This window comes from Terrirubrum flagellatum (genome assembly GCF_022059845.1).
GTDB lineage: Bacteria > Pseudomonadota > Alphaproteobacteria > Rhizobiales > Beijerinckiaceae > Terrirubrum > Terrirubrum flagellatum.
Window position 1 is genome coordinate 2139701 of sequence record NZ_CP091851.1, and the last position, 15729, is coordinate 2155429.

Sequence of the window (15729 nt, forward strand, 5' to 3'; positions counted from 1 at the left end):
TGGTGGATAAGCTTATTTCGACAAAAGCAGCGCGGGCGCAGGCCGCGCGCGCGAAGAGCGGAACACGCGGACGCGGCTTGGCGCCTCCACGGGCCGCCGCGCCGCCAGAGGCGGAGCGACTTCTTCTTCAGCGGCCCTGGAGCGCAGGAAACCGACCGTCTGCCGCGCAGCCTGATCGACTGCGGAGACGACGGAGATGCGCAAGCCGACAAGCGGCTCCCATCCGGTCGCGCCTGACAGCGCGCAGGATTTTCCGCTGACATTCATCACCGACGCGCCAAGGAACAGGGCGTCGCAGGCGAGCGAGAAATCATCGGCCGCGGGGCCGACAACCGCGAGATTGAGCGCAGTCAGCGGCGCAGCCTTGCCGCGTGTGCCAACGAATGAACCGATCGGCTGCTCAGGAAGCTGGCGCAGCCCACGCGCGTTGATGGTGGCCTGTGCGAGAATATCGACGCCCTGCGGGCGGTTCTTCCATCTGATCTCGACGCCTTCGATCGCCATCGGAAGCTGCGGCCCGCAGATCCATTGACCCGATTTCGTCACGACGTCGCCGCGACGGGAGACATGCGCGAGAATCTCGATGTCATCGGAGAGCGGCACTGAGCCGCCGCGCGTGAAATCTTCCGGTTCCGGCAGGGGTTCGGCCTGGCGGATGGTCGTGGAGACCCGTTCCAGCACCAGTTCGGCGTCGCAACTGCCATTGATGTGCGATGGGCGAACGGTCAGATTGAGAAAGGCGTCGCGCGCGGCGCGGACCACGACACCGTCGCCCGGCGAGACGAGTTGCGGACCGCCCTCGCCGGGGCTGATCACGTCCACCGGCGATCCCGGCGGCGTCGAGACCAGCACGGTCGGCGCGTTCAGACCCGCTTTCGACGAGACGTAGCGCAGAACAAACAGACCCTGCGTCACGCGGATCGTCCGCGCTGAATTGATTTGGTCTGCGAGCGGGCTCAAGTCCATTGCGACGCAACCTCGCGATGCCGGATGCACCATGGGTGCGCCATAGCCCCCCTCAAGTCAACGAAGATTGGCTGTAATTGTAAGTATAATCCCTCGTTAATCTTCGATATAAATATAATAAAATTGATAATTATACGTATATCCATGTAATAAATGCTCGATACAGCGACCGCCTGATGACAATTAAGTGTTCGCAAGGTCTCCAACTCGATCGGTAAATACAGATCGTGGCAATAACTACTTTCCGCATCTGCATCTCTACAGACAAATATCGTACTCGAAATTCGCGATGACATCAGATCGGCCGCAAATGCGAAAGCGCTCCTTGGCCGCGTCGCCCGGATCGAAGCCGAGCGTTGCGTGATCCCGCCCGCCCCGATCTTCGTCGAATGGTTAATGAGATTTAGCTTTTTCAGCGGCGGTTTGCTGCGCCGCGCTAAAAGACATGTCGAAGGCGCCAAAATTTTCCGCACTACGCGCAATTGGCCGTCAGTCGAGCAGGACGCCACGTCTCAATCGATCGATGGATGTGATCCAGCGCGAGCGCCAAGACTCAACGGGCGCGACGACTCAAAATGCGAGATCAGACGATGAGCGAAGCTTGATCAATGCGTCGCGCGAGTGGTCCGCGACTTCACGATCGGTTTTGGCGCGCAAGAGCATGGCGCGAAAAAGTGGGAGCCGGTTCTTCCGAGACGAACGCGAGCGTTCGCTCTGCGAAAGCCATGCTCTAAGTTTTTGGAATCGATCACGTTCCCGCATTTTGATTGATTCAGTCAAAATGCGGCGTGATCTAACGTCGCCAATTCGCGCAGGCCGTTTCGCCTGCGCCATCACACAAAGAAATTGCATAAAGACGCGCCGCAGTGATCGAGATCACTGCGGCGCTCAACAATCGCCTTCGTTAGTGTCCGGCAGGCCCCTCAATCTGCATGCCGAATTCTCCGCGATAGAGCGCGAGCTTGTCGCGGCAGATATAGAAGACGTTCAGCGGCAGATGGTCGGGATTCATCCCTTCGACGACAGGCAGATGCTTGAGGGCTGGTCGATCCACAAGCTTCTCGTCATAGCGATAGGGCTCGTAATCGAAGTCGGCGAGGAAGCGAGCGATGCCGACCGCGTCGGACTTCTCGGTCATGATCAGCGGACGATGCGCGCCGATGGTCTCTTCAAGTCCCGCCAGGACCTGGAGTTCGGCGCCCTCGACGTCGATCTTGATCACATCGGGCGACAGCGCGAATTCATCACCGCGCCGCAGTTCGATCTCCTGCGAGAACAGCGAGACGTCCGCGCCCTTGGCGATGTCTTCCATGAGAAACCGGTGCATCGTGCCGTTCGGCTCGAACGCCGAGGGGTCGAGCGCGCTGAGCGGCGTCACCAGCAGCCCGTCGATGACCGGCGTGAAGATCGGCAATCGCGTCGTCCTGTCGCTGAGGCCGAAATTGAACACTTGCGCCTCCTGAAACACCCGCGCCACGCGGCTCGCGATGGCGAAGCTGAAGGTTGCAGGCTCGAAAGATCTGATCTGCGCCTCCGGATTGACGGATTTGAAGGAGATGATGGACTGGCCGCAATTCGCGCCGACATCCATGAAGAGCTGACCTCCGGTCAACCCCGCGAAAATCCGGAAATGCGGCTCATGCGGCTCATTCTGATTCAACTGCGCCCAAACGCTGTTCTTTGTGACGCCGGCTGCATCCTTCGGATCGATGATGCCGCTCCATGATTTGATAAAATGCGTCGCCGGCGCGGCGGTCATCAGTTCGTCTGCGGTCGTGATGCGCACGGAATACTCCCAATTTTAAGCATCAACCTCTTGGTCATCCTAATCGCACTCTGTGAAGCGCAGAATGCAATTTCCGGTGGTGACTTCAGCAAAGCCAATGCCATCCTTGTCCCGACTGGCGAGACGACGCGACTTCACGCTTCGCCGCCGACTGAAGCCAACGCGGAGCGGAGCGGATGACACGTCGCAAGATCGGACTCGTCGGATATTTCGGCTACGGCAACTATGGAGATGAGCTCTTCGTCGATGTCTACAAAAAGTTTTTCTATGATTGTGAAGTTTCCGTTCTTCAGGACAGTTTAAAGACGCCGATCTACAGCGATAAAGCTTATGCTAAAATTGAATCTCTCGACGCCATCATCATCGGCGGCGGCGATCTGCTCCTGCCCAAATATTTCGCATCGAGCTATTTCGACGACAAGTTCCTGGAGAAGCCGGTCTATCTCCACGGCGTCGGCGTGCCGCTCTGGACAGGCGAAGACCCCGCCGTCGTCGAGCGCATCGCGAAATTCGTGCAACATCCCAACATCAAGCGCATCAACGCCCGCGATCGCGAGAGCGCGCGCTGGATCATCGACAAGCTGAAGCCGACGGCGCCCGTCGAATACAGCGTCGACATGGTGTTCTCGCTCGATTTCCCCGTCGCGCCGCGTGATCCCAAGAAGAAGGTGTTCGGCCTGATCACACGCAAGCTGACGCCTGGCCAGACCAGATGGGACAACATCACCGCGCTGTGCGAACGCGCGCGCACATTCGGCTACGAAATCAGAAATATCGTGCTCGGAACCGGCATGATCCGCGACGACGATCTCACGGGGCTCAAGGAATGGGATTATTCCCACGCGAAGCTCGTCGACCCCAACGATATTCACCAGCTCACCAAGGAGATCGGCGCCTGCGACGTGATCGCCAGCACGAAATTCCATGGTTGCGTTGTCGCCATGGCCTATGGCGTCCCCGCCATCACGCTCACGACCACGGACAAGTTCCTCAATCTCTATCGCCTGATCGAACGCGAGGACCTGATCAGCCATTTCATCCATGAGGATCTGACCGCGCGCCTGCCGAAATATGTCGCTCCCATTCCGCGGACGACGCGCGTCGCCATGCGAAACGACGCGACCGCGGCCATTCTCCGACTGCGCCGGGCGATCCTCAACGAGGTCGACTAAATCCAGCCGCACTTTCGTCGCATCGATCGCGCGATGATTTGAACTCCGCGAACGCGGGGAGCGCGACCTTGCGAGAGATCAACGGCGGCTTGTGCGCAGCGTGCAAGCGCTTAAAAGAGAAGTCCGCAACGGCGAGGCGGCGGCAGCCATCGGGCCGCGCGCTGCTCGTCGCCGCTGCGCTGATGGCGCCGGTTGCGGCGGCCGCGCAAAACGCAGCCTGCGACGCCGACGCCGTCTCCTGCTGCGACGCGCGCCCGGCCAGCGCGAGCGTCAAGCCTTCGTTTCCGAGCTTCGGCGTCCAGATATGGCCTGCGAGCCTCGCGCGCGCGCCGCAGGCAGTCGACCGTCTCATCGCGCTCAAGCCGCGCCATCTGCGTTTCGCGCTTGGCCCCAACTGGGCTCGTCAGCCGCAGCTCAGATCGGGCATGACCGATGTGGAGCTTGACGCTTTTGTCGCGGACGGATTCGCACGCTCCCGCATCGTCGACGAAATCGAGGCGCTTCGCCTCATGAAGAGCCGCACGCAGGCGAAGCTTCACCTCGTGATATGGGCCCCCCCGCCCCTGCCCTCGGAAACCCCGTCGCGGCCAGGCGGCGAACGCACACTCCCGCATCAGGATGCGCAACTCGTCGCGCGCTTCGACGTCGCGCTCTTAAAATATCTCGCCGCTCATGAGATTCATATCGATGCAATCGAATTATCCAATGAGCCAGACGCGGGCTGGAACATCCGCATCGCGCCTGCCGACTATCTCGCGCTTGTCGAAGCCGCCCGCGCCGAAGCGAAGCGACGCAACATCGCCCTGCCTCTCATCTATGGCCCAGGCGCCAGCAGCGTCGCCGCCGCGCGCTCATTTTTCTCCGACCCGCGCATCGCGCGCGCAATCCTCGATACTGTCGACGTGCTCAGCATCCATGGCTGGGACAATCCGGCGCGGCGCGATCGGGTTCTTGAATTTGACGCGCTTCTCGCCGACCTCACGCGCCTTGAGCGCAAGCCGGAGATCGCGCTGACCGAATATGGTCTCGCCCGTCCCTATCCCGCCGATGCGTCAGACCGCATGAACGTCAAGAAGCGTGCGCCGGATCATGTCGCGAACGGCGCGCCCTATGGCGTTCTCACAGCGAGAGACATGTTGCGATTTTATGGCGCAGGCGTCGGCGCGATCATTCATTGGGAATTTCAGGATCAGAATTGGGGTCATTCCTCGTTCGGTCTGCTTGACGAGAGGGGAACCGAGCGCCCGATCTACCATGCGCTGGCGGGCCTTTCGAATGATCTCGCGAATCGCAAGGCGCTGCAGATCGTCATGATGAAAGCCGATAATCTCTTCCTCCTCAAAAGCGCGACCGGCGATGCGTTATGGAGCGCGAATGCAGGCGCCGGCCAACAGACAATCCTGCTGCCGGAGCGCGCACGCACGTCGAAAGCTGCGGCTTGCCGCGGCCCCCTCGGCCGCACAGGCGTCACCACGCCGCCATGGAGTCTCACGGCCACGCCGATGGAGACACCTTGATGAATCGATTTTAACTCTTGCTCAGCATATTCGCCATCGAACCCGCGCCGCGATTGACTTTCGACGCCCTGAATCGTCTCGTCGAACGAGCCGTGATCCGCGGCCAATTTGTGTCGGCGCTCTCGCATGAAGATCTGCATCCTTGGCAATTGCCAAGCCCAGCACCTTGAGATGATGCTGGGAGTCGCGAACCAGGATGTTCAGATCGATCGCCTGCCGCCGGTCTTCATGATGCAGGACTCCGACAAGGACGGAGTCTATGAGAAGCTGAATGGCGCCGACGCCATTTTCGCACAACGAATCTCGCGCGAATACAATCTCGACTGGGTCTCCAGCGCCGAGGTGCGTCGCGAATTCGGCGACAAGGTCACTGTATGGCCCAATATTTATTTCGACGGCTACTTTCCCGGCGTGCAATATGTCTATCTCGCGAAGTGGGGAAAGCTATTGAGCCCACTGGGCGAGTACCATTTCGAGCAAGTCCGCTCGGCGCACGCCGCCGGGAAGAGCGTCGAAGAGGCGATCGACGCTTTCGCCGGCGACGGCCTGTTCGAAACGTCGCCTGACCCATTCGGCGGCTCGCTCGATCAGCTCCGCGCGCGCGAATCCGACGTGGATGCGCCCATCTCCGATGCAATCGCGGAGTCGCTCGCGGAGTCCCGGCAGTTCTACACGCCCAATCACCCGGTAAATGGCCTGCTGACAGTGATGCTGGAGCGCCTCGCGACCAAAGCCGACATCAGAATCGACTCTCAGAGAGCGGCGGCAGCGCCCTATCGGCTTGACGAGTGCTACATCGCGACGAGCCCGGCCATTGTCAGTCGCTTCGAGCTGCCTTTCGATCACACCACGATCTATCGCGGTCGCGACATCGTTTCGGTTGAGCCGCATGCCGTGACGCTTGGTGGCGCGCGCGACTATGACAGTAAGTCCCTCGTCGAGGCGTTTTACCGGCTCTACGACGCTGTGCGGACCTGCTCATGATCGAGCGCGTGATGCGAGCGTCTCGATGATCGGGGACGCCGGGGCGCGCTCGCCCCTCCTGAACTGGTTCACGCCGCTGCCGCCGGCGCGCAACGGCATCGCCGATTATGCGGCGATGCTGCTGCGCGAAATCGCGCGCATGACGCCTTGCGTTTGCTACAGCGAGGACCCGCTGGCCGAGACGCCGCCCGGCGTCGAAGCGCGCGATCCCATGCAGGCGTTTCGCCACCTGACGCCGCGCTCGCAGATCCTGCATCAGATCGGCAACAACAGCGGCCATGTCTTCGCGCTTGACGCGCTCCGGCGCTTCGGCGGCGTCACCAGCCTGCATGATCTCAGCCTGCTCTATGTGCATGAGCTCGGAACGACCAGGATGGCTGACCTGTTCGGCCGGATGCGCGGTCCGGCGCAGGCGCTCGGCGACATCTACGCCAAGCATTGGCGCGACTCTGGAGTCAAGACAGCCGCCAATTATGTGCTGTTCGACATGGTCGGAGAAATTCTCTCGCGCTCCCGCCGCGTCATCGTCCATTCCGAATTCGCGCGCCGGAAGCTCGCGGCGGTGCATGGCGAGCAGGCGGCTTCGAAGATTTCGGTCATTCCGCATTTCGCCAAGCGGCTGAAGATCAACTCCAGCCGGCAGGCGCGACAGGAGCTCGGAATCGATCCCGATCAGGCATTGATCCTCACCTCCGGTTTCGCGACGCAGGTGAAGCGCTTCGATTGGCTCATCGAGGCGCTCGACGAGTTGCGACGGCGCGGCCATCGCTTTCGGTGGACGCACGCAGGTGAAGAGCGCGCATCAGAATATGCGTTGAGCAAGGCGATCGAAGCGCGGCCGGGATTGGCGGAGATGTGCGACATCACCGGCTATCTCTCCGAGGAAAAGCTCGATTGCTACATCGCCGCTGCGGATATCGTGATCAATCTGCGCTTTCCCTCGGTCGGCGAGAATTCCGGCACGCTGGCGCGCGCGTTCTCGGCGGGGCGCTGCTGCATCGTCAACGACACGGCGGCCTATGCCGAACTGCCGCGCGACGTCGTCATTCATGCGCCCCTGTTCGACACGGTCGGCGCGCTGGTGCGCGCGCTCGATCGGCTCCTGTCCGATCGCTCGCTGCGCGAGACGTTCGGTCAGCGCGCCCGCCAGTTTGCGCGCACGTCGCTCTCCATCGAAACTGTCGCCAGGCAGTATCTCGATGCGATCAGGCAAGGCGATGCAGAGGCGCAGATCGACGCGTCGAGCCTGAGCGGAGCCAAATCTCCTACTGCTTCCGTCAGCCTCGCCTTCGATATCGAGCAGACTCTTCCCGACCTCTCTGATGTCGTGGGAACGGCCGCGAACGACTTTGACGTCACGCTCTGGTTCGCGTCCGCCGACCGCTTCGCCGAAACCGCAGCGCGGGCGCCGGCGATGGTGGAGTCCATGATCGGCCCTCATATCGAAATCGACAGCATCCGGTTCGTCAGCGAAGGCGATGAACAGCGCGTCGGCCTGCGCGTTATGGGGCGCGCCTGCGGATGAGTTCGTTCGCTCCACGCATCCGCAATCGCTCCACGATCGGCGACGTGGCGCTTCAGCCGGCGCGCACGTTGCAGGAGGCGATCGAATCTCTTGTCGGGTCAGCCGTTCTCATCGATCTGAGTTTTCCGCGCGCCTGCATGAGCGAAGACTCGGCCAGCGAAGTGGTGCGCGTGCTGCCCCTGCCGCGAGATGGATTTGAACAGGACTTTCTCAGTCGGTTCAGGCAGTCCGGCGGACATCAACCGATCAACGCCTGGGATCTGTCGGAACTCGTATGGCCGCCGCAAATCGCATCTGAGGGCGAAAGCTTCATCATCGGCCTCGAAAGCCTCGACGCGCTCGCCAGTTTCGGCGAACGGCTGCGCCCCGCGAGTTGTCCCCTCCTCGTTCCGGCGCCCGCCGGCGGGGCCGGAGCGCTGCGGGATCGCGTTCGCATGAGGGGCTATCGCGTTACGCGCCTGATCGAGCGCGGCGGCATTCCCGCCTTCGTGCTGCTCTCGCCGCTTGAGAATGTGCAATCGCGTTCGGGGCGCGACAGCGACGGCGCCAGCTTCACGGCGCTCGACACGGAGATCTTCGACGCGAAGGATCGCCACTCCGTCATCGAAGCGCGCTCGATGATCCATGATGGCGGCTATGTCAGCGAAGGCGACAGGCAATATTCCTGGCTGTGGACCGGCCCTTCCGCGCATTTCCGTCTGATCGCGCCGCATCCTGCCGGACAGCGGCCGCGACTGGTTGAAATCTGCGTGCCGCGCACGGAAGACCCGATCAATCTCGAACTCGTCGCCGCACAGCTCGACGGGCGGCCGATCCGCCACTCGCTCGACCGGTGGTCCGACACCAGCGGCAAGATCAGCATCGAGATTCCCGGGGGAAGCGACTATTCCGCGCTCACGCTGATCATTCCGCGCATGACGCCCGATCGAAATTCGGGCCGCCTGCTTGGTCTTTGCATCGACAAGATGATCCTGACGCCATGACATCGGGCTCCGTCCTCATCGTCTCACCGATCGCGTCGCACCCTGCCGATCAGGGCAACGCCGCGCGCATCCGCGCTGAAGCCGACGAGCTTCGGCGCCGTGGCGTCGCGACCGATTTTTTCTATTACGGCATGGAAGGGCTGTCGCAGGAGCAGTTCGAAGCGATGAGCCGCTACTGGCGTCGCTTCTTCTTCCTGAAATCCCTGGCGCTCGCTCCGCCTGCCCTGCCGCATGCATGGGGCCTCGACGACTGGTGCAGCGATCATCTCTGCGAGCAGGTCGCGGCTATCGTCGCCAGGCATCGCTATGACGCCGTCATCGTCAACTATGTCTGGATGTCAAAAATATTCGAGCGGATATCGGGACCGCTCAAGATTCTCGACACCCATGACCTGTTCGGCGATCGCGCGAAGGTCGCCGAACGCGCGCGCCTCGAGCCGCGCTGGTTCTTCACGACGCTGGCGGAGGAAGATCGCGGCTTCGCGCGCGCCGATGTGGTGATCGGCATTCAGGAAGCCGAGAGCGCAAAGATCGCCGCTCGGCATAACGGCCGGACGATCACGGTCGGACACCCTATCGATCCGCACTTCATGCTACGCGCCGGCAAGCGTCCGCCGCCCTCCTTCACCTTCGGCTATATCGGCAGCGGAAACCCCTTCAATCTCGCCTCGATCGCGGCGCTCGACCTCGCGATCGCCGAGCGCGGCGGCATCGACTGGGCTCTCGCCGGATCGATCACGCGCAACCGGCTCGATCTCAAGTCGCATCCTTATCGCATGGGCATGGTCGACAAGCTCACCGACTTCTACGACCATGTCGGCTGCGTGCTCAATCCGATGATTGGCGGCACCGGTCTCAAGATCAAGACGATCGAAGCGCTGGCCTATGGTCGGCCGATTATAGGCACAGTCGACGCGTTCGAGGGCATTCCTGCGCGCCATCCGCTTCATCAGCTTGAGGCCATGGAAGACATGGCGGCGGCGCTGCGCGACTATCAGGAGTCGGCGAAGCTTCGCGACGAAATGCAGAAAGAGAGCTATCGCGTGTTCGCGCTCTACATGGCGCGGGTGTCGCGGGAATATGACCTGCTTGCCGACATCATTCGACAGGGAGGCCGGGCGCGCCGTTTGTCCGGCGCGGCCTGAGGTATGGCGGTCGCGCAAACCGTCTCTCGCATCGGCGCGCCGCGCGCGACTCCGGCTTCGGCGGCGCATATTCTTCTAGCGAATGAGACGCTTCGCACCGTCTATCTGCTCGGCCACGCGCAGACGAGCGACCCCGCCGCGCTGACCGACGAACGCGCTGCGAAATTCCTGCTCTGGTTCGCGTTCGAAGGCTGGCGGCGTTATCCGCATGTCGTCTTCTCGCCGGCCTATCTCGCCTTTCTTGCAGCGCCCATGCCGCCCTGCGCCACGCGCCTCGCCGCCTATGCATTGATGAGCCGCGCGGATGTGCGCGCGAGATTCAAGGACGATCTGCCAGGCTTTCACGATTGGTACTACGCCAATGGCGCCGCGGAGCTCGGCGTCGCGCCGCTGGTGTCGGCAGCGGAGAGAGCGGCGCACGAAGCCAATGACATGAACGCCAGACCGCACGCCGCGCGCGGCGACCTGCCGGGCGTGAACGTCATCGGCTTCGGCGGCAATGTCATGGGCATCGGCGAGGATGTTCGCGCGCTCGCCGCCGCTCTCGGCCACGCCGGCGCGCCGCGCGCGCTCGTCAATGTCTCGCTCGATGATGCGATCGGAGCCTCGCAATCGCATGGCCTCGAGGCGTTGTGCTGCGATCGGCCGATTTTCCCCGTGAATATCTTCGCGCTGCCGCCCTTCGAAACGGCGCGGTTGCGCGTCGAGCGGGGGCCAGCGCTCTTTCATGGCCGCTATAATATCGGCTATTGGCCGTGGGAGCTGACGACGCTGCCGGAGCATTGGCGCGGCGTTTTCGATCTCGTCGATGAAATCTGGGCGCCAAGCGACTTTCTGGTTGATGTCTATCGGAAGCTGACGCGTAAGCCCGTCAGGCTGATGCCGCCCTATCTCAACATCCTCACGCCGGAGCCGATCGATCTCGCTTCCTATAGCGTCGAGGAAGAGGACGTCGTCTTTCTGACAATGTTCGACTTCAATTCTTTCATCGCCCGCAAGAATCCGGAGGGCGCGATCGCGGCGTTCAGGCGCGCCTTCCCCTTCCCCGGAGGCGAGAAGCTGATCATCAAGACGATCAATTCCCATGCGCGGCCGGACGCCGCGCGCCGGCTCAGCGAGCTGACAGGCGGCGATCCCCGTTGCATCATCATGGATCGAACGCTGACGCGCGCGCAGACCGCCGGACTGATCGTGCGCGCGGACTGTCTTGTCTCGCTTCACCGCGCCGAAGGATTCGGGCGCGTCATTGCGGAAGCGATGGCGCTTGGCGTCGCCGTCATCTCCACCAATTGGTCCGGATCGACCTCGTTCGTCGACGCGACCAGAGGCTTTCCTGTCTCCTACAAGCTGCGTGATGTGGCCGCGGGCGAATACGCCTTTCATCACGGCGGCCAATGGGCCGAGCCCTCGATCGAGGACGCCATCGCCAAATTGCAGGATGCGCGCGCGCGCCTCGGCGGCGATCGCGACATGCGCGCGCGCGCACGCGCTTTCGTCGAAAGCGCTTACGGCCTCGACACGGTCGCTGCAGCGCTTGGCGAGCGCCTTGCGGCCATCAGCGCCGCGCGGCCAGACCTGCAGATATGAGGCGCGATCAGCCGGATCGACAGCGCCGATATTTTATCGCGACATCGCTCGCGGCGCTGCTGGCGAAGAGCGCTTTCGCCTTCACGCCGCCGAGAGCGGTTCGCGGCGGCGCAACCGCCGTCAAATCGCGCACGCAAGTCGACGGCATCCTGTTCTACGGCCAGTCAAACGCAGGCGCCGGCGGAAGCGCGAAGGCCGTTCTTACTGCGCCCGTCTTTCCCGACACGACCTTCGCCTTTCGCGGCGCGCAGCAGACCTATGGCGCGACCTTGGTGGATGTGAAACGTTTGCAGGGCCTTGGGCAGGTGCAGGATCGCGACGCCTATGCGCCATTTCCCGCGACCGCCATGGCCTATGCGCTCGGGCGCAATAATAGTTCCCTTGGCCGCCGCCATTTCATGCACACCGTCTGGTATGGCGGCCAGCCGCTCGCAGCGTTCCAGAAGGGAAGCGCGGCCTGGCTTGATCTTGTTGCGGTCGCCCGGCGCATGCGCGAGGCGCTCCTGGATGAAGCCATGGATGCGCGCATCGCCGCGCTGGTGCTGATCCAGGGCGAGTCAGGACCGCCGGGACGCGAGGTCTATGCGCGCGCACTGACGAAGCTGCTCGACGAGACTCTTCCGGAACTGAGAAATCAAACCGGGCAGGCTGCACCGCCGCTCGCAATCCTGCTGCAGACGAACGCCAGCAACATCCAGCAGGCGAGCGCGAAAGACGTCGCGCTCGCACAATGGGACGTCGCGCGCGCAAGGTCGCACGACACGACGCTGGCGGGACCGATGTATCAATTCCCGCTCAACGACGCCGTGCATCAATCGGCGATCGGGCGGATGATGCTCGGCGATCTGCTGGCGCTCGCCTATCAGGCTCGCGTCGAACGCGGCGAGACGTTCGAGCCGCTGCATCCGACATCGGCTCGCCTCGACAGCAACGTCATTCGCATCGCGTTCAAGCGGCCGGCGGAATCGCAGCCGCTGCAATGGGACCGCTCCTGGATGCCGGCTGTGCCGAATTTCGGATTTTCCGTCAACGGCCCGAACGGCGCCGTCGAGATCGCATCGGTGGAGATCACCGGCCCTTCAGACATAGCAATCCATCTCGCCGGAAAAAACGACAGTCGCATCCTCACCGTGCGCTACGCCATGGAGCAGCCGCCGGAGAAAGGCTGGGCGCCGGGACGCGGCCAGCTTATGGCGCCAACGGCGCGGCGATCCGCTTTCGCCGACTTGAAAGCGGGCGCGCCCGAATTCATCTCACATTACTGCATCCGCTTCGAGATCACGGCGCAATAGCGCCCCGGTTCGAAAGCGATCAGCCGGCATAGACGAATGTCAGCTCGCAAACGGCGACCGCATTCGCGCGCTTGCGCTGCGCGTCGCCATTGAGTGACGCGTTCGCTGCAAGATTGGCGATGCTGAGCGCCTTGCAAGCAACCGGCTCGCCCGCAGCCGGCGTGATGTTCAATCGCCAGCCGCCGCCCTTCCGCTTGCTACGTTCAAAAGCGCAAGACGCCTGCGCGCCATCGAACGCGGCGCGCAGCGAAGGCTGGCTTCCACCGCCGGTCAACAGAGCAATGCGCACCTCGGCGATCGGCCGATCCGGATGCGGATTGAACACCACTGCATTATCGGTCATCCAGCGAACCGCGACGCCATTATCCTGCTCGACCTCGCGCCAGCCGAACGAGAAAAGAGCGGATTCAAGCGCCGCCGCGACTTCCGCGCTTTGCTGAGGCGTCTCGGCGGCTTTTCCGCCGTCGCGAACGATCGACAAAAACGCGTCGACTTTCTTGCGCTGCTCCGTCGACAGAGGCGGCGCGCCCGGCAGGCTCGCCACTTCGGTCGCCGCGATGCGATCGAACATGAAAGAGGCGGCGTATTCGATGAAAGCGTCGATGCGTTGCTGCATCATATCGAGCCGCTGCTTCACTTCGTGGTTGGCCGCCTTCAGCCGGTGCGTCGTCGATTGCGACATCTGTGCAAGGCGCGCTTCGAATTCGACGATGCGTTTCGTGAGATCGTCGATGTCCGCGCGGCGATAGGCGACTGAGGTCAGCGGCCGATCCTGTCCGAGCAGGAAGATTTCCGCCGTCAGCCCGTTGTCGCCGAGATCTGCGGGATGAAGCTGCGCGCTGAACTGGAAGGAGGCGCCGCCGTCATCAAGAAGCTTCGGCTGCTCGACAGTGATGACGCGCGGCACGACGCCATTGATGCGCGCGAACATCTGCGGCCGCAAGAGGCCGTTGACCCTGTTGATCACGAGGCCGCGGATCATGCCCTGGGCGATGACGACATTCTGCACCACCGCCTCGCCGACGCCGACAAGCGCCACCGCATCGTCATGAGTCGCGATCCGGAAGGGATCGGCGACCTCTCTTCCCGTGCGTTCGGAGACGAAACGCACGTCGGCCGGCAAATCCACCCATGGCAAATAGGAAATGGGATATTCGATGATGTCGCCAGGCTCGAACTCGCCCTCGACGCGATTGACGCCGATGCGGATGCCGGAGACATAGGCGCAGACATCTTCACTCATCGCGATCGCGTTGGCGCAAATCATCCGCACCGCCTGGTGCGCCGCCCCGATGATCTGCAATCTGGACTAGACCTCGATGGTCACGCACGCCTCCGTTTGAGCTGCCTGGTTGTTTGATCTGCCGTTCCGACGGCGCTCGGCGCTGCCTTCCGCACCATCAGCGACTGCACAAGAAGCTCGCCGCTGACATTCCGGTCAGCGCCTGGAACGAGATGCGCCTGCAAGGACAGGTTAAGCGCCGTGAGTTCGCGCGGCAGCGTAAAACGTGGCGTGCGCAACCGGCCGCGATGCGGCTCGGCGACGCCAGGCCCCCCGGCGTAGCTGCTCGAGTGCAGGCCAATGAAACCACCGTTCCAGACCGGCGTCGCATGCAGCGAGACGCTGGCGATATTTTCGACAGGTCCGACAAGCTCGAAGTCGCAGACGGCCTCGATTTCATCGCCGCGAGCGAGGCTCATGATCGCCTCCATCGGCGCGCGTTGGTGAAGACGCGCAAAACCCCAGCCGGTGGAATAGCTCCCGGAGAAGCTGATGCGCTGCCCGCTGCGGCCGAGCGACCGTTCGACCGACGCCCTGATCGCAGCGTCACCCAGACCGTGACCATCGATCCGGTATCCGGCCGCGCAGGCGCCGACGACGACGCTTGCGACTTCTCCCCCGGGCTCATCGAGAAAAGGATTCGCATTGAGGGCGGCGTCGCTATTGGCGTCGTCGGCGCCATCGAGATCAAAATGCGGAAAGAGCGCGCGCAAGCGCGCGGCGACTGTCTGCGCCAGCCTGAAAGCGCCAAGACTGGTGAGCCCGGCCTCGCTCGCATAGCGCGGGTCGGGTTCGATGCCGCGAGCTCGCGGCTTCAGGAGATCGGGGATCGGGTCGATCAAAGCCGGTCCTGTCGCGACGCGGCAAAGACGGCGCAAGGTCGAGGCCAGCGTCACATAACGGTCCGCGAACAGCCCGTTTGAAAAGAGCGCGTTGGGCGGCGGAATGATGAAGATCGGCTTCACGCCGCGCGCGGCGAAGAGGTCGGCCATGTCGCGAAAGGCGCGCGCTGCGTCATCCGCGTCTGGCGCGACGCCCCTGACCGCCGCGGCGCAATCCTCGGCGCCAGCGCAGATGAGCACGGCGTCGGGAAGCGGATGAAGATCGAGCAGCGCGTTCGCGCGCGCAGCGATCTCGGTCGCGAATTCGCCCGGCGCGCCGACGATCGCATTCTCGGACGCCTCGACTCCCGGCAGCAGCATCCCCAGCCAGATCGGAAAACGCTGATCGATGAACGCGCATTCCGGCCCGCTGGCGCCGCGGCGCATCGAAGACAGCGGACCGATTACGCCGTCGCCGAGCGCCGCCAGCCTGAGCGGACGGATGTCAGCCTTTTCGGAGATTGCAGAAATTGTGCGCCCGCTCGACTGAAAATTCATTGCGTCAGCCACGCTCGCCGCGGCGGATGCGCACTCTCTAGATCACGCCGCATTTTGATTGAATCAATCAAAATGCGGGAACGTGATCGATTCCAGAAGTTTAGAGCATGG

The 15729-nt window shown here is 62.7% G+C and carries 12 protein-coding genes; 8 read left to right on the top strand and 4 right to left on the bottom strand.

The window, feature by feature from the left end; genetic code table 11:
* Positions 1–12: 12 nt before the first annotated feature.
* Both L8F45_RS10380 and L8F45_RS10385 read right to left on the bottom strand, forming a co-directional pair.
* A complete protein-coding gene (locus tag L8F45_RS10380) occupies positions 13–915 on the bottom strand; it encodes a hypothetical protein (protein ID WP_342362793.1) in 903 nt (300 codons plus the stop codon).
* Between the two features lie 955 nt (positions 916–1870).
* Positions 1871–2752 carry an FkbM family methyltransferase gene (locus L8F45_RS10385; RefSeq protein ID WP_342362794.1) on the bottom strand — a complete coding sequence of 294 codons (882 nt, stop codon included), beginning with the start codon at positions 2750–2752 and terminating at the stop codon, positions 1871–1873.
* Positions 2753–2928: 176 nt separating this feature from the next.
* Here L8F45_RS10385 and L8F45_RS10390 point away from each other — a divergent pair, with 176 nt between their 5' ends.
* From L8F45_RS10390 to L8F45_RS10425, 8 genes are all read left to right on the top strand, one after another.
* The gene (locus L8F45_RS10390; protein WP_342362795.1) at positions 2929–3924 is read left to right on the top strand and encodes a polysaccharide pyruvyl transferase family protein; all 996 of its coding nucleotides are present in this window, start codon (positions 2929–2931) and stop codon (positions 3922–3924) included.
* A 68-nt stretch (positions 3925–3992) separates the two neighbouring features.
* The gene (locus tag L8F45_RS10395) at positions 3993–5441 is read left to right on the top strand and encodes a hypothetical protein (RefSeq protein ID WP_342362796.1); all 1449 of its coding nucleotides are present in this window, start codon (positions 3993–3995) and stop codon (positions 5439–5441) included.
* A 126-nt stretch (positions 5442–5567) separates the two neighbouring features.
* The gene (locus L8F45_RS10400; RefSeq protein ID WP_342362797.1) at positions 5568–6425 is read left to right on the top strand and encodes a WcbI family polysaccharide biosynthesis putative acetyltransferase; all 858 of its coding nucleotides are present in this window, start codon (positions 5568–5570) and stop codon (positions 6423–6425) included.
* Positions 6426–6450: 25 nt separating this feature from the next.
* Positions 6451–7950, top strand: a complete 1500-nt coding sequence (locus tag L8F45_RS10405) for a glycosyltransferase family 4 protein (protein ID WP_342362798.1) — start codon at positions 6451–6453, stop codon at positions 7948–7950.
* Entirely contained in the window at positions 7947–8933 is a 987-nt protein-coding gene (locus L8F45_RS10410) for a hypothetical protein (protein ID WP_342362799.1), read from the top strand. Before L8F45_RS10405 ends, L8F45_RS10410 begins: the two co-directional genes overlap by 4 nt.
* Entirely contained in the window at positions 8930–10078 is a 1149-nt protein-coding gene (locus L8F45_RS10415; RefSeq protein WP_342362800.1) for a glycosyltransferase family protein, read from the top strand. The genes L8F45_RS10410 and L8F45_RS10415 overlap by 4 nt, the downstream gene beginning before the upstream one ends.
* 3 nt (positions 10079–10081) lie before the next feature.
* Positions 10082–11665 (top strand): glycosyltransferase, encoded by a 1584-nt coding sequence (locus L8F45_RS10420; protein ID WP_342362801.1) that lies wholly within the window; start codon positions 10082–10084, stop codon positions 11663–11665.
* Complete coding sequence (locus L8F45_RS10425) at positions 11662–12957, top strand: hypothetical protein (RefSeq protein ID WP_342362802.1); 1296 nt, start codon at positions 11662–11664, stop codon at positions 12955–12957. Before L8F45_RS10420 ends, L8F45_RS10425 begins: the two co-directional genes overlap by 4 nt.
* A 19-nt stretch (positions 12958–12976) precedes the next feature.
* On the opposite strand, the gene L8F45_RS10430 is transcribed toward L8F45_RS10425, so the two are convergent.
* Entirely contained in the window at positions 12977–14200 is a 1224-nt protein-coding gene (locus tag L8F45_RS10430) for a hypothetical protein (RefSeq protein WP_342362803.1), read from the bottom strand.
* An 80-nt stretch (positions 14201–14280) separates the two neighbouring features.
* Entirely contained in the window at positions 14281–15618 is a 1338-nt protein-coding gene (locus L8F45_RS10435; RefSeq protein ID WP_342362804.1) for a hypothetical protein, read from the bottom strand.
* Positions 15619–15729 lie beyond the last annotated feature (111 nt).

Bases quoted from the DNA above. Each gene is read 5' to 3' on its own strand.
- L8F45_RS10405 (WP_342362798.1), top strand. From the start codon at position 6,451: ATGATCGGGGACGCCGGGGCGCGCTCGCCCCTCCTGAACTGGTTCACG.
- L8F45_RS10410 (WP_342362799.1), top strand. From the start codon at position 7,947: ATGAGTTCGTTCGCTCCACGCATCCGCAATCGCTCCACGATCGGCGAC.
- L8F45_RS10390 (WP_342362795.1), top strand. From the start codon at position 2,929: ATGACACGTCGCAAGATCGGACTCGTCGGATATTTCGGCTACGGCAAC.
- L8F45_RS10400 (WP_342362797.1), top strand. From the start codon at position 5,568: ATGAAGATCTGCATCCTTGGCAATTGCCAAGCCCAGCACCTTGAGATG.
- L8F45_RS10420 (WP_342362801.1), top strand. From the start codon at position 10,082: ATGGCGGTCGCGCAAACCGTCTCTCGCATCGGCGCGCCGCGCGCGACT.
- L8F45_RS10430 (WP_342362803.1), bottom strand. From the start codon at position 14,200: ATGAGTGAAGATGTCTGCGCCTATGTCTCCGGCATCCGCATCGGCGTC.
- L8F45_RS10415 (WP_342362800.1), top strand. From the start codon at position 8,930: ATGACATCGGGCTCCGTCCTCATCGTCTCACCGATCGCGTCGCACCCT.
- L8F45_RS10425 (WP_342362802.1), top strand. From the start codon at position 11,662: ATGAGGCGCGATCAGCCGGATCGACAGCGCCGATATTTTATCGCGACA.
- L8F45_RS10435 (WP_342362804.1), bottom strand. From the start codon at position 15,618: ATGAATTTTCAGTCGAGCGGGCGCACAATTTCTGCAATCTCCGAAAAG.